The following is a 20,656-nucleotide window of genomic DNA, read 5'->3' on the forward strand; positions in this document are numbered from 1 at the left end:
GGCCAGGGGTCCATTCCGAACGCCTCGATCCCGCCGGGTGGCGGTGGTGCCGGGGGTGGCGGCATCCCCGGTGGAGGTGGTGGCGGCGGTGGCGGTGGCTACACGCCCACGCCGATGCCCCCGCCGGTCACGCGGGCCCCGGGAGTCGGCACGAGTTCCGTTCCCGTCGGCAGCACACGCCCCTCCGGCTACCAGCAGCCGAACTTCAGCGGGCCACGCTCCGGAGGCGGCGGCGGTAACACCAGCGGGTTCGGCGGCATGGGCCCCATGCCAATGGGCATGGCAGGCGGCGCCGGTGGAGCGGGCGGTGGCTCGGACTACAACAGCAAGATCGGCCGTGGTGGCGGTGGTTTCGGTCCTGGAGGCGGCGGCGGAGCGGGAGCCGGTGCGGGTAGCGGTCCGGCCTCCGGCGCGGCGAAACCCGGCGGTGTCGGCGCGGCGGAAGCCGCCGCTGGACGCGGTGGGGCCGGTGGCATGGGTGCGGCCGGTGGCCGTGGCATGGGCGGCGGTATGGGCGCGGGCATGGGTGGTGGCCGTGGCGGTAAGGGCGGCGAGGACGAGGACCACCAGCGTCCGACCTACCTGCTCGAAGGTGACCCGGACGAGGTGTTCGGCACCGACCAGCGCACGGCCCCGCCGGTCATCGGCGAGTGACTCCGGCCGCCGGGATCCCCTGATCGCGATGCGGTCCGGATCCCGGCGGGCCGGTCGCGATCAGTAGCGGAAGAACTTCTCCTTGCGACCCTGCCGGACCAGACGCAGCCACTGGGCGAAGGCCTTCGGGTCACGCTTGACGCCCACGAAGTACAGCCCGAACCGGATGATCTCCAGCGCACCGATCTTGCGCATGCCGGGCTGCGAGAGCAGGTAGCCGCGGTTGCGGTAGGTGTAATAGCGCTTGACCTCGTTCTCCGGGTCCTGCGCGTGGAACCGCCCGCCGAGCATCGGCTTGAACTCGTCGGATCCGTTCGGGTGCAGATACGAGGTCTTCAACGAGGTCCCGAAGGGCAGACCGGAGCGCACCAGCCTGCGGTGCAGTTCCACCTCGTCCCCTCGGAAGAACAGCCGCAGGTCCGGCACCCCGACCACGTCTAGGGTCGAGGCGCGAAACAGTGCGCCGTTCATCAGTGACGCGATACCCGGCAGGAAGTCCTCGCCGAGCTCAGCGGTCGATCGCTTCCACGTCAGGCCTCTGCGCAGGGGGAACGCCAGCTTGTCCGGTGCGTCGATGTTGGACACGACGGGGGAGACCTCGGCGAGTCCTCGCTTATCGGCCTCGTCCAGGAGAATCTCGAGAACGTTCTCGTCGGCTGGCCTGCCGTCGTCGTCCGCGAGCCACACCCAGTCCGCGCCCAGCGCCAACGCGTGCAGCATGCCGAGCGCGAAACCGCCCGCTCCGCCCAGATTGCGGTGCGACGGCAGGTAGGTGCACGGCAGCGGGACACTTTCCACGACCTCGCGTGCGGACTGGTCGGGTCCGTTGTCGACCACGATCAGCTGATCGACCGGGTGCGTCTGGGCCGCGATGACCTTCAACGAGTCGGCAAGGAGTTCGCGACGGTGCCGGGTGACCACGACGGCCACGACGGAACCCGCGCCCAGCGGCGCCACCTCGGGCTCGCGGCTCATGTCTGCTGCCTCATTCGCCGGCGGGCTGCACATCGCTCAGTGCCGTGCCCTGCTCGGTCACGGTGCCGGTCGCTCATGTCAGTCCCCGCCCTTGGCCGATACCGAGTTGTCGGCGACGATTCGCTCCGCGGCCTCGGCGCTGAGGTTCTCGAACGGGTCCTTGCCCTTGTACGCGGTGAGGACGTCGCGGAGTGAGCCCTGCATCTTCATGTTGCCCTCGTCCATCCAGATGGCCGAGGTGCACAGCTCCAGCAGCAGATCGTCCTGATGCGAGGCGAACACCAGCAGCCCCGAACGCCGGACCAGGTCGACCAGGCGGTCACGTGCCTTGTTCAGGAACGCGGCGTCGACGGCTCCGATGCCCTCGTCGAGCAGCAGGATCTCCGGGTCGATCGATGTCACCACGCCGAGCGCGAGGCGCACTCGCATACCAGTGGAGTACGTGCGCAGGGGCATGGACAGATAGTCGCCGAGCTCGGTGAAGTCCGCGATGTCGTCGACTCGCTTCTCCATCTGCTTCCGGGTCATCCCCAGATAGAGCCCGCGGATCATGATGTTCTCGTACCCGGAGATCTCCTGGTCCATGCCGACACCGAGATCGAAAACCGGCGCGACCCTGCCGACGATTCTGGCGGACCCTCTGGTCGGCTCGTAGATCCCGGACAACAGCCTGAGCAGGGTGGACTTGCCGGCCCCGTTGTGCCCGACGAGCCCGATCCGATCCCCTTCGTTGATCGACACCGAGATGTCGTGCAGTGCCTCGATCACCGGCACGCGGCTCTGCGTGCCGATCTTTCCGCCTACCTTGCCGAGGACCTTCTTCTTCAGCGAGCGGCTTTTCGCGTCGAAGATCGGGAAATCGACCGAGGCGTTCCAGACGTCGATGCTGACCATGTCACTCACACTCGCTCTTCCGGGCACGCGACCCTGAGTTCTTCATCGTCCTCACACCCAGTACGAGACGCGGGCACGGTAGTTGCGGAGCACGACCAGCGCCAGGGCCCAGCCGACGATGGCGAATCCTCCCACCACCGCCCAGTGATGCCAGCTCTGCTGGTTGCCGATCATTGGCGCACGCACTACCTGAATGAAGTGGTACATCGGGTTCAGTTCGGCGATCAGGTTCCGCCAGCTCACCGTGTCCCCGAATCGCTTCTGCAGGATATCGGTCGACCAGACGATCGGCGTCATGAAGAACAGCAGGTTGATGAGGCTCGAGATGACCTGCGGGATGTCTCGGAACCGAGTCGAGACAACACCGAAGAGCAGCACGACCCATCCGGCGTTGATCGCGATCAGGGCGAAGCCCGGGATGGCGAGCAGCGCGCTCCAGTTGAGGCCGGGCTGGGGGATCCCGCCTTCGGTGATCACGTAACCGGGCCTGGAGATCTCACTCCAGAAGACGCTGATCACCAGCACGTAGATGACCATGTTGTGGCCGAACATGATCATCTGTCGCCATACGGTGCGCAGCACGTAGACCGACAACGGCGCAGGTAGGTGCTTGATCAGGCCTTCGTTCGAGATGAAGGTGTCGGCGCCCTCGGTCAGGCAGCCGAGAATGAAGTGCCAGACGATGAAGCCCGTGGTGATGTAGGGCAGGAACGCGGCGATCTCCGAGCCGAACAGCTGTGAGTACAGCAGGCCGAGACCAAGTGCCGTGATGCCCATACTGATGGTGATCCACAAGGGACCCAGAACGGACCGGCGGTAGCGCTGTTTGATGTCCTGCCAGCCGAGATGGCTCCACAGTTCGCGCTGCTGAAATCCGTTCTTGAGGTCGGCGAACGCGCGCGCCCAGGAGCGGCTGTCGGACTTGACCCTGATCGTTGCCGAGGCGGACGCGGCCCTATCGCCGCCCGCCGAAACGGTGCTGGTGGCATGCACGAGATATGAGGGTACTGCGGTGTGTGCAGGAGCTCGCCGGACCCCGCCGGTAGGCGGATAAATGGCCTTCGGAGCAGAACCGAAACCCTCATAAAGAGGACACGAACTGGTAGTTTTCTCCGCCATGGACCCAGTGACGGACGCGCAGGCGGAGAGATTCCGGCGGCCGGTGTACTACCTCGTCGCCCCTGCGGGCTTTCCGAACTACGGGGACGAGTTGATCGCCGCCTCATGGCTGCGTTACCTCGCCGACGTCGCGCCGGATGCGGACGTCTGGGTCGACACTCACTCGCCAGGGCCCAGCACCATGTTGCTGTCCGATCTGCATCCTCGCGTCCGCTTCACCGATACGCTCTGGCGACTGTGCTCCGACGCACAGTCGGAAGATCCCTGGCAGGTCGCGGCGTGGGTACGGGACGCGGTGAACAATCCGGGCGTCGCGCCGCGCTGGTTCCACGGGATCGACCTGCTGGGCAAGGTGGACGTACTGCACGTGCTGGGCGGTGGTTACATCAACAAGCTGTGGCCGCAGCACATCGGGCTGCTCGCCGGGGTGGCCGCGGCCAAGGCGCGTTCCGGGGCACGCGCGGCGATGACCGGTCAGGGGCTGTTGCCCGTCTGCGACGACGCGGCGCCGCTCCTGCGGACGCTGGTGGAGCAGTTCGATGTGGCGGAGGTCAGGGACCAGGGTTCGGCCGAGCTCCTGGACATCGGAATGGGCGTTGACGACGCGTTCCTCGCCGGCCGTGCCCAGGGCCTGTACGCCGAGGGCGACGTGCCCGAGGTCATGCTGTGTCTGCAGTCCGACCTGGTGGACGTCGGCGCGGGCAGGCTCGCGGGCGCCGTGCTCTCGATGCTGCGTTCCTGGAAGATCGACCCGGCGAACGTCGGAGTCGTCGAGGGAATTCCACGGGCCGACCGTGAGGTGTACCTGCTGCTCGAACGGGATCTGCCCGGCGCACGGTTCTATCCGTTCCCCGAGGTGTGGGGCAGTGGCCTCCCGGTGTCGCCCGAGCAGACCTGGATCACCACGCGGTTCCATCCGCACCTGATGGCAGCCGCGGCCGGGGCCAGTGGGGTCGCGGTGTCCGTCCATCCGGACTACTACGCCACGAAGCACCGCTCACTGGCCGACCTCGGATCGAACTGGACCCTGGTCGAGGACCTGTCCGAAGTGCCGGAAAGGCCCAGCGCAGGCGGGTTCGCCGTGGGCGATGTGGACCGGTTCCGGGCGGGCAAAATCGCGCTTGCCAGGGCCATTTACGCCCCGATCCTGCGTGAACCCGAACCAAAGCCCGAACCGGAATCGGCACCCGAACCGGAACCAGACGCAGACCTGGCTCCGAGCGAGCCCGAGCCAGGCCCGGGCCGTATCCGCCGCCACCTTTCCCGCTTCAGGCGCCCCTGACCAGTGCGCGGGTAGGAGCGCCTGCAAGTACACCCAAGCAAGATCAGGAGCGTCGTTAACTGCTACCAAGCGACGGTCACTTGGTAGCAGTTAACGACCCAGTCGATCTTGCTTGGGTGTACTTGCAGACGTACCAACCCAGGTGCGGGAGGGGCTAGAGGTACTGGCCCGTGTTGCCGATGCCCGAGCCAGGCTGTTCGGCGGCACTTGCGGAGCTGCCGGGCGGTAGACCACGGCGCATCTGCTCCAGCTGCACCCGCGCCGCCATCTGCTGGGCGAACAGCGCCGTCTGGATGCCGTGGAACAGGCCCTCGAGCCAGCCGACCAGCTGCGCCTGCGCGATCCGCAGTTCGGCATCCGACGGCGTGCTGTCCTCGGTGAACGGCGCCACCAGCCGCTCCAGCTCGTCCTGCAGCTCGGGTGCCAGCGCCTGTTCCAGTTCCTTGATCGAGGTCTCGTGGATCTCGCGCAGCCGGTTGCGGCTCGCGTCGTCCAGCGGTGCCGCCCGGACCTCCTCGAGCAACTGCTTGATCATGGTGCCGATCCGCATGACCTTGGCGGGCTCCTCGACGAGGTCGCCGACCGTCTCACTCTGCTCGGCCTCCTCGGCCGAGGCGATGCGTGCGGTGCCCACCGGTGACCCGTCCGGGCCGACGACGACCACGTGGGACTGCTCGGCGTCAGACGCGCCGGATATGCCGGAGTTGGGCGAATTAGGCTCGGTCATGTTCTCCATCCTGGCCTGGTTTCGCGGTGGTTCGCAGCATACGTCCCGCTGCACCCCACTGATGATCGAGTAATGGCACGCTTTGGCTCCGATCGCCTTGGCATCTCCCACCGTAACCGGGGCGGTCGCAGACCGTACTCACCAGGTCAACCCCGGCGTGAGGGGAAAACAACACGCCCGTACGGTGTGCTCATGGCGTTTGACGTCGCTCGGATTCGTGGGTTGTTTCCCGCACTGGGTGACGGCTGGATTCACTTCGACGGCGCAGGCGGAATGCTCGTGCCGGAGCAGGTTGCCTCGGCCGTGTCAACGGCCATGCGCGCTCCGGTATCCGGTCCCGGTGGGTCGTTTCCGGCCTCACAGCGTGCGGAGAGCATCGTGACGGCGGCCAGGAAGGCAGTGGCCGACCTGGTCGGTGCCGACCCTGCCGGCGTCGTGCTCGGGCCGAGCTCCTCGGTCCTGCTCCGCCGTCTCGCCGACGTCATGTCCGACCGCTGGACCATCGGGGACGAGGTCGTCGTCTCCCGGCTCGACGAGCAGGCGAACCTCGCCCCCTGGCTGCAGGCGGCGAAGCGGGTCGGCGCGGTGGTGCGCTGGGGCGAGATCGACATCGAGACATGCGAGCTGCCCGCCTGGCAGTACGAGAGCCTGGTTTCCGCGCGTACGAAGGCCGTTGCGATCACGGCCGCGTCCGGGTCGGTCGGCACGCGCCCCGATGTGCCGACCGTTGCCGAGTTCGCCAAGCGTGTCGGAGCCACGGTGGTCGTCGACGCGACGTACGCCGCGCCGTTCGTGCCGCTGGACCTCAATGCGCTCGGTGCCGACGTGCTGGTCGTGTCCGCGCTGTCCTGGGGCGGGCCCTCAGTCGGCGCGCTGGTCTTCCGGGATCCGGAGATGATCGAGCGACTGCCGTCGATTGCGCTGGAGTCGAACGTGCGCGGCCCCGGCAGGCTGGAACTCGGCCCGCACCCATACCCCCTGCTCGCCGGGCTGATCGCCTCGGTGGACTACCTCGCCGGACTGGACGACGCCGCCACCGGGTCACGCCGCGACCGGCTCGTCACCTCGCTGGGCTCGGCGAAGTCCTACCACGCGGGTCTGCTGGCGCAGCTCTCCACCGACCTGCGTTCGCTGCGGCACGTGATGGTGATCGGCGACGCGATGCGGCGGATCCCCGCGCTCGCGTTCACGCTGGCTGGACGCAAAGCCCCGGAGGTCGCCGAGTACCTGGCATCCCAGGGCCTGTGCGCCTTCGCCGACGACGGATCCACCGGAGTCTTCGCCTCGCTCGGTGTCGGCGAGGTCGGCGGTGCCGTGCGCATCGGCCTCGCGCACTACTCCAACGTCTTCGAAATCAACCAGCTCCTGCGCGTCCTCGAGGAACTCCGGTAACGCTCAGGACCGGGCGGCGAGCAGGACCTTGCCGAAAACGCCACCCTCGTCCAGGGACCGGTGCGCGTCACCAGCCTCCGCCATCGGCACCACCTGATCGATCACCGGCAGCACGGTGCCCTGCTCGACCAGCGGCCACAGGCGCTCACGTACGGCGCTGACGATTGCCGCCTTCTCCTCATCGGGACGGGTGCGTAGTCCGGTGGCGGCGACACTGGCCCGCTTCCCGAGCAGCTTGCCGAGGTTGAGTTCGCCCTTCACGCCACCCTGCATGCCGATGACGACCAGCCTGCCGCCGGTCGCGAGCGCGTCGACGTTGCGGCCAAGGTATGCCGCACCCATGTTGTCCAGGATGACGTTCGCACCTCCGGTCTGGGCGCGAATTTCCTCGACGAAGTCCTGCTCCCGGTAGTTGATCACGATGTCGGCGCCGAGCTGCCTGCATCGCTCGAGGCGTTCGGCCGAACCCGCCGTCACCGCAACGGTGGCGCCCAGCGCCTTGCCCACCTGGATCGCGTGGGTGCCGATGCCCCCCGCGCCGCCGTGTACGAGCAGCACCTCGTCCTCGCCGAGTTCCGCGTGCAGCACGACGTTCGACCAGACCGTGCAGGCGACCTCGGGCAGGCCCGCCGCGGCCAGCACGTCCACCTCGCTGGGCACCGGAAGCAGCTGTCCTGCGGGCACGGTGACCTTCTCCGCATACCCGCCGCCCGCGAGCAGTGCGCAAACCTCGTCGCCCACCTGCCACCCCTGGACGCCGTCGCCGAGCTCGGCGATGGTGCCGGAACATTCGAGCCCGAGAACCTCACTGGCGCCCTTGGGCGGCGGGTAGAGACCCTGCCGTTGCAACAGGTCGGCCCGATTGACCGCGCTTGCCGCCACGTCGATCAACACCTCGCCCGGCGCGGGCACCGGGTCGGGGACCTGGGTCCATTCCAGGGTCTCGGGGCCGCCTGGCTCACGGATGGTGATGGCAAACATGGGTCCGACTGTATCGGCCGGCAGAGCGGGTCGCCGCGTCGATCGCGCGGGCAACGATTGCCGACTGGTAACGGTCTGTACTTACCCGTCGTAATGCCTCCGAATGACCCTTGACCGAGCAGTGGAAACGAACGAAGGTGTTCGGCTACCGGGCGCGACTCACCGTGTCGGGGAGGTGACTGGCACCCGTCCGGATCCTGCGAGAAGGAGAACCTTTCTATGTCATCCGTCAGGAAAAGACTCGCGCCTGCGGTCGCGATCGCGGCCTGTGCGGGGTTGGTGCTCACCAGCACCCCCGCAGCGGCGGTGTCGCCATCCGCGCCGAGCGGGCCCGCACTGGCCAAGAAACTGGTCAAGAAGGTCGACGCCCGCAAAATCAATCGGCACCTGATCGCCCTGCAACGCATCTCCGACAGCAGTGGCGGAAACCGTGCGGCGGGCAACGCCGGGCACGCCAGGTCGGCCGAGTACGTCGCCGGAAAGCTGGAGGCTGCGGGATACGACGTCACCAGGCAGGAGTTCCCGTTCACCTACACGGAAACGCTGGCCGAGAGCCTGACCGCCGGTGGCACGGACGTGCCGATCATCATCATGAGCTACAGCCCCTCCACCCCCGAGGACGGCATCACGGCACCGCTCGCGGTGATCGAGCCGGACGCGACTCCGGGCTGCGAGGTCGGTGACTACGGCGATGTGACCGGCGAGATCGCGCTCATCCAGCGAGGCGCCTGCTCGTTCGCGCAGAAGCAGGCGGCGGCGGCTGACGCCGGCGCGGTCGGCGCGGTCATCTACAACAACGTGGACGGTGACCTCAACGGAACGCTGGGCGATCCGGACGGAGCGCGCATCCCCACCGGTGGCATCAGCAAGGCGGCCGGTGAGTCGCTGACCGGTCAGGACGGCACGTCGGTGACGCTGGAACTGCGGGCACTGCAGGAGGAGCGCACCACCTACAACGTCATCGCCGAGACCAAGACCGGTCGCAAGGACAACGTCGTGATGGCCGGCGCGCACCTCGACAGCGTGACCCACGGCGCGGGTATCAACGACAACGGCACCGGCTCGGGCGGCCTGCTGGAGACCGCGCTGCAGCTGGGCGGCAGCCCGAAGGTGAACAACGCGGTCCGCTTCGCATGGTGGAGCGCCGAGGAGTTCGGCCTCGTCGGTTCCAACTACTACGTCGACCAGTTGACGTTCGAGCAGCAGCTGGACATCTCGATGTACCTCAACTTCGACATGATCGGCTCGCCGAACGCGGCGTTCTTCGTCTACGACGGTGACGACTCCGACGGTGAGGGTGCGGGCGCCGGCCCGTACGGCTCGGCACAGATCGAGAACGCGTTCGTCGAGTACCTGGAGGGCAACGGCACTCCGACCGAGGGCACCGACTTCTCCGGCCGCTCGGACTACGGCCGCTTCATCTCCGTCGGTATCCCGGCAGGCGGATTGTTCACCGGCGCCGAGGGCATCAAGACCGAGGCGCAGGCCGCCAAGTGGGGCGGACGCGCGGATGTCGCGTACGACCCGTGTTACCACCAGGAGTGCGACAACCTGGGCAACGTGGACCGTACGGCGCTGGACCGCAACGCCGACGCCCTCGCGTGGGTGACGGCTCGGTACGCGATCAGCACCGAGGAGGTGAACGGCGTCTCGCCGTTCGAGGCGAAGAGCAAGAAGGCGACGGCTCAGCAGCGGGCCGCGCAGCGCGCGTTCACGGCGCAGACCGCGGGCGACCCGCACGCGGAACTGCGCTAGCGGGAGTACCCCAATGTGGCATTGGGGACGTTCAACGTCCCGAATGCCACATTGGGGACATCCTGGCGCCCCGTGGGCTAGCCGAGATCGCGGGTGCCGAAGGTGTCGCAGCGGGCCGGGTCGCCCGTGTTGTATCCAGTCGTGAACCACTGTTCGCGCTGTGCCGAGGTTCCGTGGGTGAAGCTGGACTCGTCAACCGTTCCACCGCCGAGTTCACGCTGGATGAAGTCGTCACCGATGCGAGCGGCCGTGTCGAGGGCGCTCGCGATGTCCTCGCGGGTGATCTCGACGATCAGTGGTTGACCGTTCTCGGTCGGAGTGGTGGTGGCGTGGTTGGCCCAGACCCCGGCATAACAGTCGGCCTGCAGTTCCAGCCGGACGCCGTCGGACTCTGGCCCACTCCCGCCGCGTACCTGCGCCGACGTGCCGAGCAGGTTCTGCACATGGTGGCCGTACTCGTGGGCGAGCACATACGCCTCGGCGAACGGTCCGCCCCTGGCACCGAATCGCTGCTGCAGCTCCTCGAAGAAGGTCAGGTCGATGTAGACCTCGGCGTCGGTGGGGCAGTAGAACGGCCCCACGTCCGAGCCTGCCGTGCCGCAGGCGGTACTGACGCCGCTGGTGAAGAAGTTCGTCGGCGCCTCGCGGTATGTGCGGCCGGAACGAGCGAACTGGTCGCTCCAGTAGTCCTGGATCGAGTTGACGGTCGCGACGATCGCGCAGTCGTGGTTGCTGTTCGCGTCGGCCCCGGTGCGGCAGGTCTGTTCGAGTGCGCCGTTGTCCACCTGCTGGCCCGCGCCGACTTCGCCGAGCTGCCCGAACCCGGCCACGCCCGAGCTGTCGACACCGCCGAACTGGGCGAGGAGGAAGTAGATCACCAGCCCGACCACGCCGAGCCCACCCCCGCCCGCGACGACGCGTCCGCCGACACCACCGCTGCCCCGCAGGTCTTCCACCTGGGAAACGTCCAGCCCGGCACCTTCGTTGAATCTCACGGGAATTCCTTCGCGCCCTCGCCGACGATCACGTCAGGCTATCCGTCGTTGCCCAGACAACAGCCTGGGTGCGGCTGCCGGTTCAGGCGCCGCACCCAGGACTACCGAGGTTGTTTGTCGGATACTGCGGTCGACCGCGCACCGGGCCGGCGAATAGCACAGTTGGCGTGGGCGCAGAAGCCACGCCGAGACCGGCTGGAACAACGCCGTCGTGCACGGTGGAATGCCGAGCGCACTGGTGAAAACCCGAGCTGCTCACAATCACGACTGGGCCGGGATCATGCCGCCTCAGCCGTGGGGTCACAACCGGCAGTCAACCGCAAAGGATCATTGGTCACAGCACCACCGCTCCCTTTCCCGGTTGGACCAGCCGAACCGGCACCTCTCGGGGTGGTCGTGCCTGGGCTCGGGCGAAGTCCTCCGTCCTGTTCAGGATGCGCTTTTGAGACCCAAGTCACAACAGTTTCGATATCCCTCGTCTGGGCGCAGTTTGACGAACACGCTCATGATCGAGTGAAGCAGTGCCAGATGTCCCGAACCAGGTGTCGCCGACAGGAAGGTTCTAGGCTCGCGAAATGAGCAGTGTGCATGATGATGTGCGTTGGCTGTCCGAAACCGAGATGCGCGCGTGGCGCTCCTACATCGTCTCGACACTGATGCTTCGCCACCGGCTGCACCGGGACCTCGCGGAACGACATGACGTGTCGCTCACCGACTACGAGGTCCTCGTCTGCCTGTCGTCGCGCGAGGACAGGCGAATGCGGATGACCGAGCTGGCGAGCATGCTGGGTTCGACCAAGAGCAGGCTTTCACATCAGGTCGGCCGGATGGAGTCCGACGGCGTGGTGCGGCGGGTGAAGGACCCGGAGGACAAGCGCGGTGTGGTCGCCGAGCTGACCGACGACGGTTTCGCGGTGCTCGAACAGTCGGCGCCGACCCACGTGGAAGGCGTGCGCAAGCACCTGATCGATCTGCTCACCACGGAGGAGAAGGTGGCGATGGGGGAGGCGTTCTCCCGGGTACTCGAACACCTGACGGAGCTTGATGGCTGAGGGGCTACCCTCGACACCCAGGGAAGCGTGGCAGAGCGGCCGAATGCACTCGCCTTGAAAGCGAGCGTGGGGCAACCCACCGGGGGTTCAAATCCCTCCGCTTCCGCAGTCAGTACCCGCACTTTCCCGGGAAAGTGCGGGTACCGGGGTGGTCAGCTGGCGAGTGCGCCGTCGACCTCGACCCTTACTTTGCCGGGGTCGAAGCAGACGTGGCCCGCGATCTTGGTCGCGTCCTCCAACGGGCGCTCGTATATCCAGGCGAGGTCCTGTCCGTCGCGGCCCACGTAGGTGGCGGTTCCCTTGTAGGGACAGACGGATTCCGTTTCGGTCGGTTTCAGTAGTTCGATCCGGACATCGGCGCGTGGCAGGTAGAAGCGGTTCGGCAGGCCGGTTTCCGACAACAGGAGCGGCCGGTCGCTGTCGGCGAGCAACTGGTCGCCGTCGAGGACGCGGACATGTCTGCTGCTGACGCGGGCGTCCACCCGGTGGTAGGGGTCGCGCAGGTGTCCGTGGACCTGTTCGTCCTCGTCCCACCACGCATCCATCGAATCCCAGTAGAACGCCGCATAGCCCGCCAACCATGGTGCCTCGGCAGTTGGCTGCGGGTAGCTCCACACGGCGTTCTCCGCGACCCGGCCGCCGGCGCGGGCGGTCCGGTAGCTCGCGTCGCCCTTGAACGGGCAGTGCGTGGTGTGCTCGGTGGGTTCGAGGAGGTCGGCGCGGATGTCCTCCTCGGGAAAGTACAGCTGCGGCAGCAGGCCGGTCTCGTGCAGCAGCATCCCGCGCGTCGAGTCGGCTACGGTCTCGCCGCCGAACTCGGCCCGTACCCGCCGGGGGAAGGGGTGCATCAACAGATTGTGTGCCGGCCCCGAGATCGTGTAGTTGGTCGTGTCAGGAGCGCGCCTGGACAGCGGCCCGTCGGAGATGGTCAGGCTCATCGGGCGACCTCCGTGGCTGGGAATGCGAACATCACCACCATCATCGACCTGGCAGCCGCGGTTCGCCGAGTGCGTGGTGATCGCACTTTCCCGGGAAAGTGCGATCACCTAGCGTGAGCATCTACGGTGGCGCCGTGAACATTTCACGGGAGGACGCGGCCCGCGACCTTGAGCGGGCTGCGGCGGAAGAGCCGGAGGAGAGCAGGCAGTACCTGCTCGAAGCGGCCGAGACCTGGCACATCGCGGGCAACGACGAGCGCGCACGGGAGCTGTTCGAGCACGTACTCGATGCCGACGGTAGGACGTTCTCCGATCCCCGGATCGCTTATGCGACCTTCCTGCTCGGGGTGGCGGAGACGGATCGGGCGCACGAACTGTTGGACCAGGTGTGGCGGGACCACGAGCTGGGTGGTCTGACGCATGTGGACGGTGGTGAGGTCTACGAGTTCGCACTCGATGACCCAGCGACCGCACTGCGCTGGTACACCCGGGGAATCATGCGCTCGATCGACACCAGCGCCGCGCCCACGGGGGACGCGCTGGCCAAGGACATGTCACTGCCAGCACTTTTCGCCGCCAGGCAGCGGGTCCGGCAGGCGATGGGCCAACCCGCCGACGAGTGGGATGAGCTGTGGGAGAAGTCCCACGAAAGCTTCAATGCCAACTTGGCCGAGGACGACAACACCGAGGCACAGACGCGGCGGCCTGCCCGCCACGCCGTTCTGTACTGGCCACCCGCGGAACTGGCGGAGTACCGACGCCGGTGGCCAGAGGGCTATCCGGGATTGCGGGACGAAGAGGATCCGCATCTCGAACACCGGCGCGAGGTCGAGCGGGAGGTTCGAGCCGCCCGTTCCGGGACGTCGCCCACGGTGGCGACAGGGAGTGCCGCGCACTTCGCCGAGTTTGTCGCGGACAGTGGTCTCGACGGCGCCGAGGCCTCCGCCAGAGCAACTTACGCGGCCGAGTTGAACCACACCGGGAGGTCGATCGTTCGACTTCCCGGTCGCAACGAGCCGTGCTGGTGCGGTTCCGGGCACAAGTACAAGAAGTGCTGCGGGGCACCAGGATTCACCAACTGACGTGACCTGGTTTCGCACTTTCCCGGGAAAGTGCGACCACGGACCTGCGGGATGACTACGTGTTGCTGGCCCGTGCGGCTATCCGCGCCTGCACCTCGGGGCGGCGAAGTGGTGGGACCGTCTTCGGCGGCTGCCGGCGGGGCGGCAACTCGGCGAGCAGCCGGGTGGTCGTCGCCGTGACCTCGGCGACCGCGGCCTCGAACGGGTCACGGGTGCTGTCCGACAGCGACTGAACGCCGCTGACCTTGCGAACGTACTGGCGAGCGGCAGCCTCGATCTCCTCAGCTGTCGCTTCAGGCTCAAGACCACGCAGAGCGGTGATGTTTCGGCACATGACACGAGCGTACGAGGTGCGAAGCGCAACTGCGAGAGGTTCGACCGCAGGTCAGCGGGTTTCCTCCGGCGGCGGGCCGCCACGCTGGTGGGCTTCCGGAGTCAAGTGACAGCCGGTGCTGATGCTGATGGACATGTTCTTGACCTGCCCGAACGAGAGACGGCTCCCGGCGGCGTCAAAGTACCGTATCTCCCGGTTGCCGGGCTTGTCCGCTACGCGCTCGGGCCCCTTGAATCCGTACTTGTTGGCGATCTCGGTGATGATCTGAACGGATTCTTCCCACCGATCGTCCGGAATAGTGGACCGGCTGAATCCTCCGCTGATTGTCCTAGTGATGCCTTGTCTTCCGTCGACATCGGGAAAGTCGAATCCACACGCAGCTTCCCCAATTTCTCGGTACGGCCCATGTTCCCACTCCGGCAGGCCGAACTTCTTGGCGAGAGTCCCCTTTATTTCGTCAAGTGCGGCTTGGTAGGTGTCGGTAACTTGTTCGATGTCGGGACGCTGCAGCAGCGTGTCGTACTGCTGTTGTTGGGTTCCGGCGTTGGGGTCGTCGTTGATGTTGCTGCCCTCCGAGACACAAGCGGATAGAAGTCCGGTCAGTACCACCGCAAGCGCGAGCTTCCGCAGTGGTGCACGAGTCAGCCCCAGTTCCACGGCATGATCTCCCAGGTTTCGTGGGCGAAGTCGCGGCCCGTCTGGCCCAGTGCATCGCCGATGTCGGTGTTGTTTCCCTCGATCACCAGGTCCTGTTCTCCCGCGACGATTACCGCCATGTTGTACTGACTGGTGCTGTTGGGGGTCAGGTATCCGCTGTGTCCCGTTACTTCCACCAGACCTTTGCCGAAAATGTTGCGCTCTGCGCCGACAGCTCCAGTCTCGCCGTGACGCATTCCCTCCATCGTGCTCGGGTCCTCACCGAGATGGCCACTACGGCCCATGTCGGCGACCATGTCCTCGTTGGCCTCTATCGAAGTGACGTGTCCGTCCGGAACCCGCAGGTCCGAGGTGCTCCCGGTGCCGAGACCAGGGGAGCCGAACATCACCGCATCGTCGACTCCGGAGCTGTCTTGCAGCGCAAGGCCGGTGGTGAGTGATCCGTAGGAGTGTCCGAGCGCGGTCAGGTGAGCATCCGCCGTCCTCGCCGTGTCCAGCCCGTTGAGGAAGGAGTTGAGCTCCTTCGCGCCAGCCCGGGCTGCTTCCTCGCCGAGCACCGTGGAGCCAGGACCGGCCACGCTTTCAAGGGTGGCCTGGGGAGCTTGGTAACCGATCCAGGTCACCGTGGCCACGGTGGCGCCGGGATCTGTCGTCTTGAGAACGTCTTCGGTCTGGAGGCGCAAGTCGTTGAGGTTCTGGTCGTACCGCTCCATGCTCCCATCCACGGTCGAAGTGAAGCCTGGCGTGAATACCGAGACGTGATCTGCGGTATCAACGTCGCCGTTCGCGATCGCGGCCTCTGCTCGGGAGTCCGACAGGTCGAGATTCAACAGGTGACGGTCGGGAAAGGACAGCACGGTCTCGATCGCGTTCAGCGACTCCAGCTTCGCCTCCACCTCGGCGAGCCGGTCGTCGGCGCCGCTGAATGTGCCGCCGAACAGGTTGCCGTCGAGTTCCTCCCGGAGTCGCTGCGCCTCCGCTTCGAGGCGGGCACGCTCCATCGGCAGCCGGGCGCGGTTGGCTTCGTCGCGGTACTTCGCCGGGACGCCGTCGAGATTGCCGATCCATTCCGGGTGGGCACGCAGGATCTGACGCCGTTCGGCCTCGGACAGCGACGCCCACCAGCCCGAGTTGTCGCCTGGCGTGCCGCCCTGCGGCGGCCCGAGCACTGAAAGGCCGCCCTGCGCAGCTCCTGCTTCAGCGGCCTGGGCGAGGGTCGTTGAGTCGCCTTCGCTGATCGTGCCGAGGATCGCCCTGCCGATGACGTCTGCGATGTCGTTGTCGACGTCATCGGCCCTGCGCAGGATCTGCTCCACCCGATCGGCGACCTCGGCCTGGACCCGGTCCCGCTCGGCGACGACGTCGGGTGGCAGGTCGGCCGCCGGGACAGGGCTCACGGACTGGACCGCACCACTGGCGTTGATCACGAAATCATGCGCGGCGGCGAGTCCCTTGGCCTCGGCAATGGCCTGCAGGAGTGCGTTCACGGCTCCTTCTGCCTCGTGTGCGGCACGTCTGACTGCGCCGACGCCCGCGACAAGTCCGTCCAGATCGTCGGTGAGCGTGCCGAGGTTGCTGGCTGCCGCGTGCGATGCTCCGCCATGCCACTCTCGTGGCGCCGAGGAGGTGGTCACCTCGTCGTTCAGTTCCGTGAGCGTGTCGCAGTACTTGTTCAGTTTGTCGACAGCCGCACCGAGTCTGTCGATGTCCCAGCGCTGCACGTCGACCCAGCTCACCATCAGACCGGCCTCGCTCTGCCGCTCGGGGTGATCTGCCGGAAGTCCGCCTCGGCGGCGTCCTCGTGCTTGCTGTAACTCTCGGCGGCCGACCCGAGCTTCTCGGAGTAGCTGCCCATGGCACTCGTCCAGGTCGTCAACTGGTTCTGCCAGTAATCCGCCAGTGTCGTGGCTGCGGATGCGGCTCGGCCACCGGGGAGTGCGGTGGCGAGCGCGATAGCGCCATCCGTCAGCTCCACGGCACGCGCCTGCTGGGCGGCACTCGCTGCTGCCTCCGACGCATTGTGAATGGCCTCGATCTCGGCCTTGTAGCCGCTCATCCGGACCCCTCCCCGAGTAACCGGTCGAGAACACCATGGCACGACTCCTCGCTGGCGGCGAGCGGTCCGGACAAACTTGAGTAGTCCTACGTACGGCTCGCTCGGCGCGTTCGGCTCAGGTTGTCGAGTTCCGTGTAGGCAGCGAGGACATCGCCGATCTCGGCCTTGCGTGCCCGTCGGATGCGGACGGCTTTGAAGGTGGCAATACCACCGAGGACGATCGGGATGAGCGAGATGACGAGCATCACGAGGAACTCGTCCTTGCCAGGGCGCTGGGTGGCCAGAGTGGCGAGAAGCAAGATCGGCCCGACCAGCCAGTAGAAGCTGGCGAGCCTGACCTGCCTGCCGAACTTCTTGGCCCAGTGGTTGTGGCGTTCCCGGGCACGATTGAGAGCGACCTGGGACAGCGGATCGAAGCCCTTCTCCCGTTCGATCTCTGCGGCGCGCGCTGCGACTACCGGATCCTCACGCAGTTCGTCGGGCGTGCTGGTGCCTGCGAACGGGCCACCTGAGTAGCTGGTGGTGACTGTCCCGGGACGAGTGATGACGGCCGCGCTGCGGGGACTTTCGGGAGAGAGGTGTTCGACGTTCCACCCCGCGGAACGGATGGCGCGCCCGATCTCCGCCATCGGCACGTCCAAATATTCGTTGGTATCGAGGTGATAGCGGCCTTCGACGTCAGGCTTGGCTGCGGCGAGTTCCTCGTGTAGCCGCTTTCGGGAGTCGGGCATCCGGCGGGAAGCAGGCTGTAGCGAGAAGCGCAGCAGCCAGGATTGGCCCCCGATCTGCTCATCGACGAACTGCCAGCCGTGTTTCCCGAGCACGTCGAGAATCTCGGACTTGGGGATCTCCTTGTAGTCGATCCAGTCGATTTCCAGATCCTGCCCCTGATGCGCGGCACGAACCTGTTCCAGCCGCTCCAGCTGCCGAACCCGGCGCCGCCGGCGATGGCCACGCGTGGGACCAATGATCAGCGAGAGCTGCACAAGAACGATGACCGTCATAGACGGCACGAAAATCCAGATCGTGATGGTGTTGAGCAGCTCATCGGACACTGCGAGGGGCCTTTCGTCTTATGGGCGGACGTCGGGTGAACTTGAATGCCCGGACGCCGTTGCCGGTGGAGCCGGGACCGGCGTACTCGAAGCCCTGCGCCCGAGCAACTTCCTTGATCATGTGATCCGACAAGGGATGTGCTTTCGCGAGGATCACAACAGGATCACCCGTCGCATTCTTCGGCAGGGACTTTCGCACGTATTCCACGGCGGTATCGAGTCTCCGGTGACGGTCACGGATGCGAGACCAAACGACCCATATGGCGAACAACGCGGTAGCACACGCAAAAACGAAATATCCCACTACTTCCTCCGTCAGCCCAGGGTGTTCAGTCGCATCGAGATCGTATTCTCTGCCCGCTTCGTGAATGAAACACTGTGTGCGATTTCATTGAGGGTGCGGGTAAGATGGTGCCAATCCTCGATGCCTTCGCTGGACACGTTGAGGATGGCGAGGCGACGCCGATCGGGAAAGGCTAGGATGATCTGAGCCTGGCGCACTCGATGGCTCCGGCCGGTGCGCTGACCGGTGACATCTGCGTACGGTTGGACGGCAAGTTCTTCGCCGATGACCAAGCCTTCTCCTGCTGGAAAGTCCATAAAAATGATCTCCCGCGGCTCTCCTGGCGTTCTCAATCCGCTGGCAATAGTTTTCAGCGGTTGCGCTCCTTGCAGAGCTGCATCTTTCACCAGGATCGAGAACTGGGCCACACACAGCCGGGTCGGTTCGAACTCGGAGCGGGCGACGCACTGCGCAACGTAGACGGCGCCTTCCTGGACGAGCTTGGCCAGCATTGCTTCTTGCGAGAAAACCATCGCGAGAATTTTCGTTTGATCGATACCGTGAAGGCATCTGATCAGCTTCTCGAACGTGCGCCGCACTCGTTGCTGCTGGTCCTCACCGAGATCGATCTCGTGTAGCTGTTCGGGGACTGTGAACCGCAAGGGTACTTCGGTTCGGCCATCTGAGAGTTCGCCCGCGATGCTCATGAAATTCTGGGCATAGCCGTAATGCCGGCGAGAACTGCCGAACCAGCTCCTGCCGCGTCCTTTGCCGAGCTGGCTTCTGAGCTCTGGTCGGCGAAACTGACGGCTGAAGGTACCTGGAGTGCCACGTTTGTGCCGCCTTCGATCGTGCGGGCGGTATTCGTGGCTCTGTTGACGAGTTCAGCCGCTTCCGCTGTGCCCTCTGCCATGCTGACTCCAGTGGTTCTTTCGACCAGCCACTTCGCTGCTGCGCTCGGCTGGGACATGTCATGGGCGAAGGCCTTGCCGCCTGCGAACGCTGCTTCTCCTGCAGTGCTCGCCGTACCGCTCATGCCGACCCGAGTGACATCAACCAGTTTGTCCGTTCCGGCGACGACGTCGGAGGCAGCGCCGAACCCTTTGCCGAGCGCACCGACCCCCGGAATGAGACCGGCGACATCACCACCGAGCTCCACCCACGCGCTCATGTCATCCCATTTTTCTTCCACGATCATCTCCGTGCCGTGGGCGGCGAGTGCTATGGCGCCTGCGCCCAGGGCGATGGGCGCCATGATCGGCGTGAGTATCGGAATGAATGCCAATGCGCCCGCTACGGCGGCCACGATGCCGGCGATGTCGCCTAGGTTCTCCGCGAGCCACTCGCCCGCGTTCCTGATCCCGTCGCCGATGGCGTCGAAAAGGCCGCTGTCCGGTGCGTTCTCCGCGGCGTCGTTCAGCGCCTCGGCGCAGATTCGCGCATCGTCCTCCCAGGTGTTGCGCAGTTCCTCGGCCTGCCTGCGGAGGTCATCCACCCGTCCCCAGGCCGTTCCCGCCGCCTCAGTGGCCAGCTTCGCCGCATCGGCCGTAGCCTGCGCCTGTTGCTGCGCGGCCCTGGCTGATGCCGGATCGCTGGTGTCGTATGCGATCGGCACGTTCGCCGCGTTGGCCTCGGCCGCCTTCGCGTCAGCGGCCTTCGCGTCGGCGATCGCCTGCCTCGTCAGCTCCTCGAGCTCTCGCGCTCGTGCCTGGTGCGCTTCCAGCCGATCGCCCCAGGTGGCCAGTGCCTTGCCTGCGTCGTGCATCGACGTACGGGCACCGTCCAGGAAGCCGGGTAACTCGTCCAGGTTCCCGGCGAAGGCTTGGGCGGCTTCACCAGTCCAGATGTCGCGGTTGTCCTGAACGGACTTCAGGACGTCGTACGCCTCCCCGGCGAAAGTGCCGGTACCCGACAGTTGTTCGGCCAGATCGCGCACGGCGACCACCTCGCCGCGCGCCGGGTCGAACCCGAGGCTCGGGTACTTCTCGTTACTCATCAGCCGGCCCCCATCGACTCGAGGTTCGTGGCCATCTTCGCCAACTCGGCCTCGATGCCGTTCTCGAGTTCGGCGTATCCCTTGATCGCGGCGTCCAGGCCTTCCTTGATCGCCGCGACCGCATCCCGGATCTCGCCGAGCCCGCCGTCCCAGATCTCCCGGAAGTCGGCACAGGCCTCGTCGAGTTCGTCCGAACCGATCGAACCCGGGCTGGCGTCGGCCAGCTTCCTCGTGGCGTTGTCGATGTTCTCGCTCGTGCGGTCGAGGTTCTTGCCGAGCGCGTCCAGACCGCCGATATCGACGGTGAAATCAGGCATGGACTTTCTCACCCTCCCCGGTGAAATACCTGTGGCGACGCAATGCGCCGTGTCCGCGACGGAATGTTACCGCCGCAGGTCCGGGCGCGTGCCAGTTTCGCCGGAACGGAGG

The 20,656-nt window shown here is 66.2% G+C and carries 20 protein-coding genes, 1 tRNA gene and 1 pseudogene; 7 read left to right on the forward strand and 15 right to left on the reverse strand.

All coding sequences use genetic code 11. The features are described 5' to 3' along the window. Positions 1-654, forward strand: a pseudogene (locus D0C15_RS34290) (hypothetical protein); the annotation flags it as partial. Positions 655-714: 60 nt separating this feature from the next. Here D0C15_RS34290 and glfT1 read toward each other — a convergent pair. The 3 genes from glfT1 to wzm form a co-directional block, all read right to left on the reverse strand. Then, complete coding sequence (glfT1, locus tag D0C15_RS25575; RefSeq protein WP_116050356.1) at positions 715-1,629, reverse strand: galactofuranosyltransferase GlfT1; 915 nt, start codon at positions 1,627-1,629, stop codon at positions 715-717. A 78-nt stretch (positions 1,630-1,707) separates the two neighbouring features. Further along, positions 1,708-2,523 carry a galactan export ABC transporter ATP-binding subunit Wzt/RfbE gene (wzt, locus tag D0C15_RS25580; protein ID WP_116050357.1) on the reverse strand — a complete coding sequence of 272 codons (816 nt, stop codon included), beginning with the start codon at positions 2,521-2,523 and terminating at the stop codon, positions 1,708-1,710. A gap of 51 nt (positions 2,524-2,574) precedes the next feature. After that, positions 2,575-3,456: a galactan export ABC transporter permease subunit Wzm/RfbD gene (gene wzm, locus D0C15_RS25585; protein ID WP_245976232.1), complete on the reverse strand. Its 882-nt coding sequence runs from the start codon at positions 3,454-3,456 to the stop codon at positions 2,575-2,577. 184 nt (positions 3,457-3,640) lie between these two features. Here wzm and D0C15_RS25590 point away from each other — a divergent pair, with 184 nt between their 5' ends. After that, positions 3,641-4,924 (forward strand): polysaccharide pyruvyl transferase family protein, encoded by a 1,284-nt coding sequence (locus D0C15_RS25590; RefSeq protein ID WP_116050359.1) that lies wholly within the window; start codon positions 3,641-3,643, stop codon positions 4,922-4,924. A 154-nt stretch (positions 4,925-5,078) separates the two neighbouring features. Here the strand turns inward: D0C15_RS25590 and D0C15_RS25595 are convergent, their stop codons facing one another. Continuing rightward, entirely contained in the window at positions 5,079-5,651 is a 573-nt protein-coding gene (locus tag D0C15_RS25595; RefSeq protein WP_116050360.1) for a bacterial proteasome activator family protein, read from the reverse strand. Positions 5,652-5,843: 192 nt separating this feature from the next. On the opposite strand from D0C15_RS25595, the gene D0C15_RS25600 reads away from it, so the two are divergent. Beyond that, a complete protein-coding gene (locus D0C15_RS25600) occupies positions 5,844-7,043 on the forward strand; it encodes a cysteine desulfurase-like protein (protein WP_116050361.1) in 1,200 nt (399 codons plus the stop codon). Positions 7,044-7,046: 3 nt separating this feature from the next. On the opposite strand, the gene D0C15_RS25605 is transcribed toward D0C15_RS25600, so the two are convergent. After that, the gene (locus D0C15_RS25605) at positions 7,047-8,024 is read right to left on the reverse strand and encodes an NAD(P)H-quinone oxidoreductase (protein ID WP_116050362.1); all 978 of its coding nucleotides are present in this window, start codon (positions 8,022-8,024) and stop codon (positions 7,047-7,049) included. 219 nt (positions 8,025-8,243) lie between these two features. Here D0C15_RS25605 and D0C15_RS25610 point away from each other — a divergent pair, with 219 nt between their 5' ends. Further along, a complete protein-coding gene (locus tag D0C15_RS25610) occupies positions 8,244-9,779 on the forward strand; it encodes a M28 family metallopeptidase (protein WP_116050364.1) in 1,536 nt (511 codons plus the stop codon). A 77-nt stretch (positions 9,780-9,856) separates the two neighbouring features. Here D0C15_RS25610 and ypfJ read toward each other — a convergent pair whose 3' ends face one another. Further along, positions 9,857-10,774 (reverse strand): KPN_02809 family neutral zinc metallopeptidase, encoded by a 918-nt coding sequence (gene ypfJ, locus D0C15_RS25615; RefSeq protein WP_116050366.1) that lies wholly within the window; start codon positions 10,772-10,774, stop codon positions 9,857-9,859. A 575-nt stretch (positions 10,775-11,349) separates the two neighbouring features. Here ypfJ and D0C15_RS25620 point away from each other — a divergent pair. Then, complete coding sequence (locus D0C15_RS25620; RefSeq protein WP_116050367.1) at positions 11,350-11,826, forward strand: MarR family winged helix-turn-helix transcriptional regulator; 477 nt, start codon at positions 11,350-11,352, stop codon at positions 11,824-11,826. A 21-nt stretch (positions 11,827-11,847) separates the two neighbouring features. After that, positions 11,848-11,932: transfer RNA gene (locus tag D0C15_RS25625), tRNA-Ser, on the forward strand. A gap of 46 nt (positions 11,933-11,978) precedes the next feature. On the opposite strand, the gene D0C15_RS25630 is transcribed toward D0C15_RS25625, so the two are convergent. After that, a complete protein-coding gene (locus tag D0C15_RS25630; RefSeq protein WP_116050369.1) occupies positions 11,979-12,764 on the reverse strand; it encodes a DUF427 domain-containing protein in 786 nt (261 codons plus the stop codon). 134 nt (positions 12,765-12,898) lie between these two features. On the opposite strand from D0C15_RS25630, the gene D0C15_RS25635 reads away from it, so the two are divergent. Further along, on the forward strand, positions 12,899-13,846 hold the full coding sequence (locus tag D0C15_RS25635) for an SEC-C domain-containing protein (RefSeq protein ID WP_162830254.1): 948 nt from the start codon (positions 12,899-12,901) through the stop codon (positions 13,844-13,846). A 55-nt stretch (positions 13,847-13,901) separates the two neighbouring features. Here the strand turns inward: D0C15_RS25635 and D0C15_RS25640 are convergent, their stop codons facing one another. The 8 genes from D0C15_RS25640 to D0C15_RS25675 form a co-directional block, all read right to left on the reverse strand. Then, the gene (locus D0C15_RS25640; protein WP_116050373.1) at positions 13,902-14,180 is read right to left on the reverse strand and encodes a DUF2277 domain-containing protein; all 279 of its coding nucleotides are present in this window, start codon (positions 14,178-14,180) and stop codon (positions 13,902-13,904) included. 51 nt (positions 14,181-14,231) lie between these two features. Further along, positions 14,232-14,837 (reverse strand): LppA family lipoprotein, encoded by a 606-nt coding sequence (locus D0C15_RS25645; protein WP_162830255.1) that lies wholly within the window; start codon positions 14,835-14,837, stop codon positions 14,232-14,234. Next, positions 14,822-16,576, reverse strand: coding sequence for an alpha/beta hydrolase (locus tag D0C15_RS25650; RefSeq protein ID WP_116050377.1), 1,755 nt, complete (start codon positions 16,574-16,576; stop codon positions 14,822-14,824). The genes D0C15_RS25645 and D0C15_RS25650 overlap by 16 nt, the downstream gene beginning before the upstream one ends. After that, positions 16,576-16,893, reverse strand: coding sequence for a hypothetical protein (locus D0C15_RS25655; protein ID WP_116050379.1), 318 nt, complete (start codon positions 16,891-16,893; stop codon positions 16,576-16,578). The genes D0C15_RS25650 and D0C15_RS25655 overlap by 1 nt, the downstream gene beginning before the upstream one ends. A gap of 86 nt (positions 16,894-16,979) precedes the next feature. Next, positions 16,980-17,948, reverse strand: a complete 969-nt coding sequence (locus tag D0C15_RS25660; RefSeq protein ID WP_116050381.1) for a hypothetical protein — start codon at positions 17,946-17,948, stop codon at positions 16,980-16,982. 315 nt (positions 17,949-18,263) lie between these two features. After that, positions 18,264-18,938, reverse strand: coding sequence for a hypothetical protein (locus D0C15_RS25665; protein ID WP_162830256.1), 675 nt, complete (start codon positions 18,936-18,938; stop codon positions 18,264-18,266). After that, positions 18,935-20,227: a hypothetical protein gene (locus D0C15_RS25670; RefSeq protein WP_116050385.1), complete on the reverse strand. Its 1,293-nt coding sequence runs from the start codon at positions 20,225-20,227 to the stop codon at positions 18,935-18,937. The genes D0C15_RS25665 and D0C15_RS25670 overlap by 4 nt, the downstream gene beginning before the upstream one ends. Beyond that, complete coding sequence (locus tag D0C15_RS25675) at positions 20,227-20,544, reverse strand: hypothetical protein (protein WP_116050387.1); 318 nt, start codon at positions 20,542-20,544, stop codon at positions 20,227-20,229. Before D0C15_RS25675 ends, D0C15_RS25670 begins: the two co-directional genes overlap by 1 nt. Positions 20,545-20,656: the final 112 nt, after the last annotated feature.

The organism is Amycolatopsis palatopharyngis (assembly GCF_003385185.1).
In the GTDB taxonomy this organism is placed as follows: domain Bacteria; phylum Actinomycetota; class Actinomycetes; order Mycobacteriales; family Pseudonocardiaceae; genus Amycolatopsis; species Amycolatopsis palatopharyngis.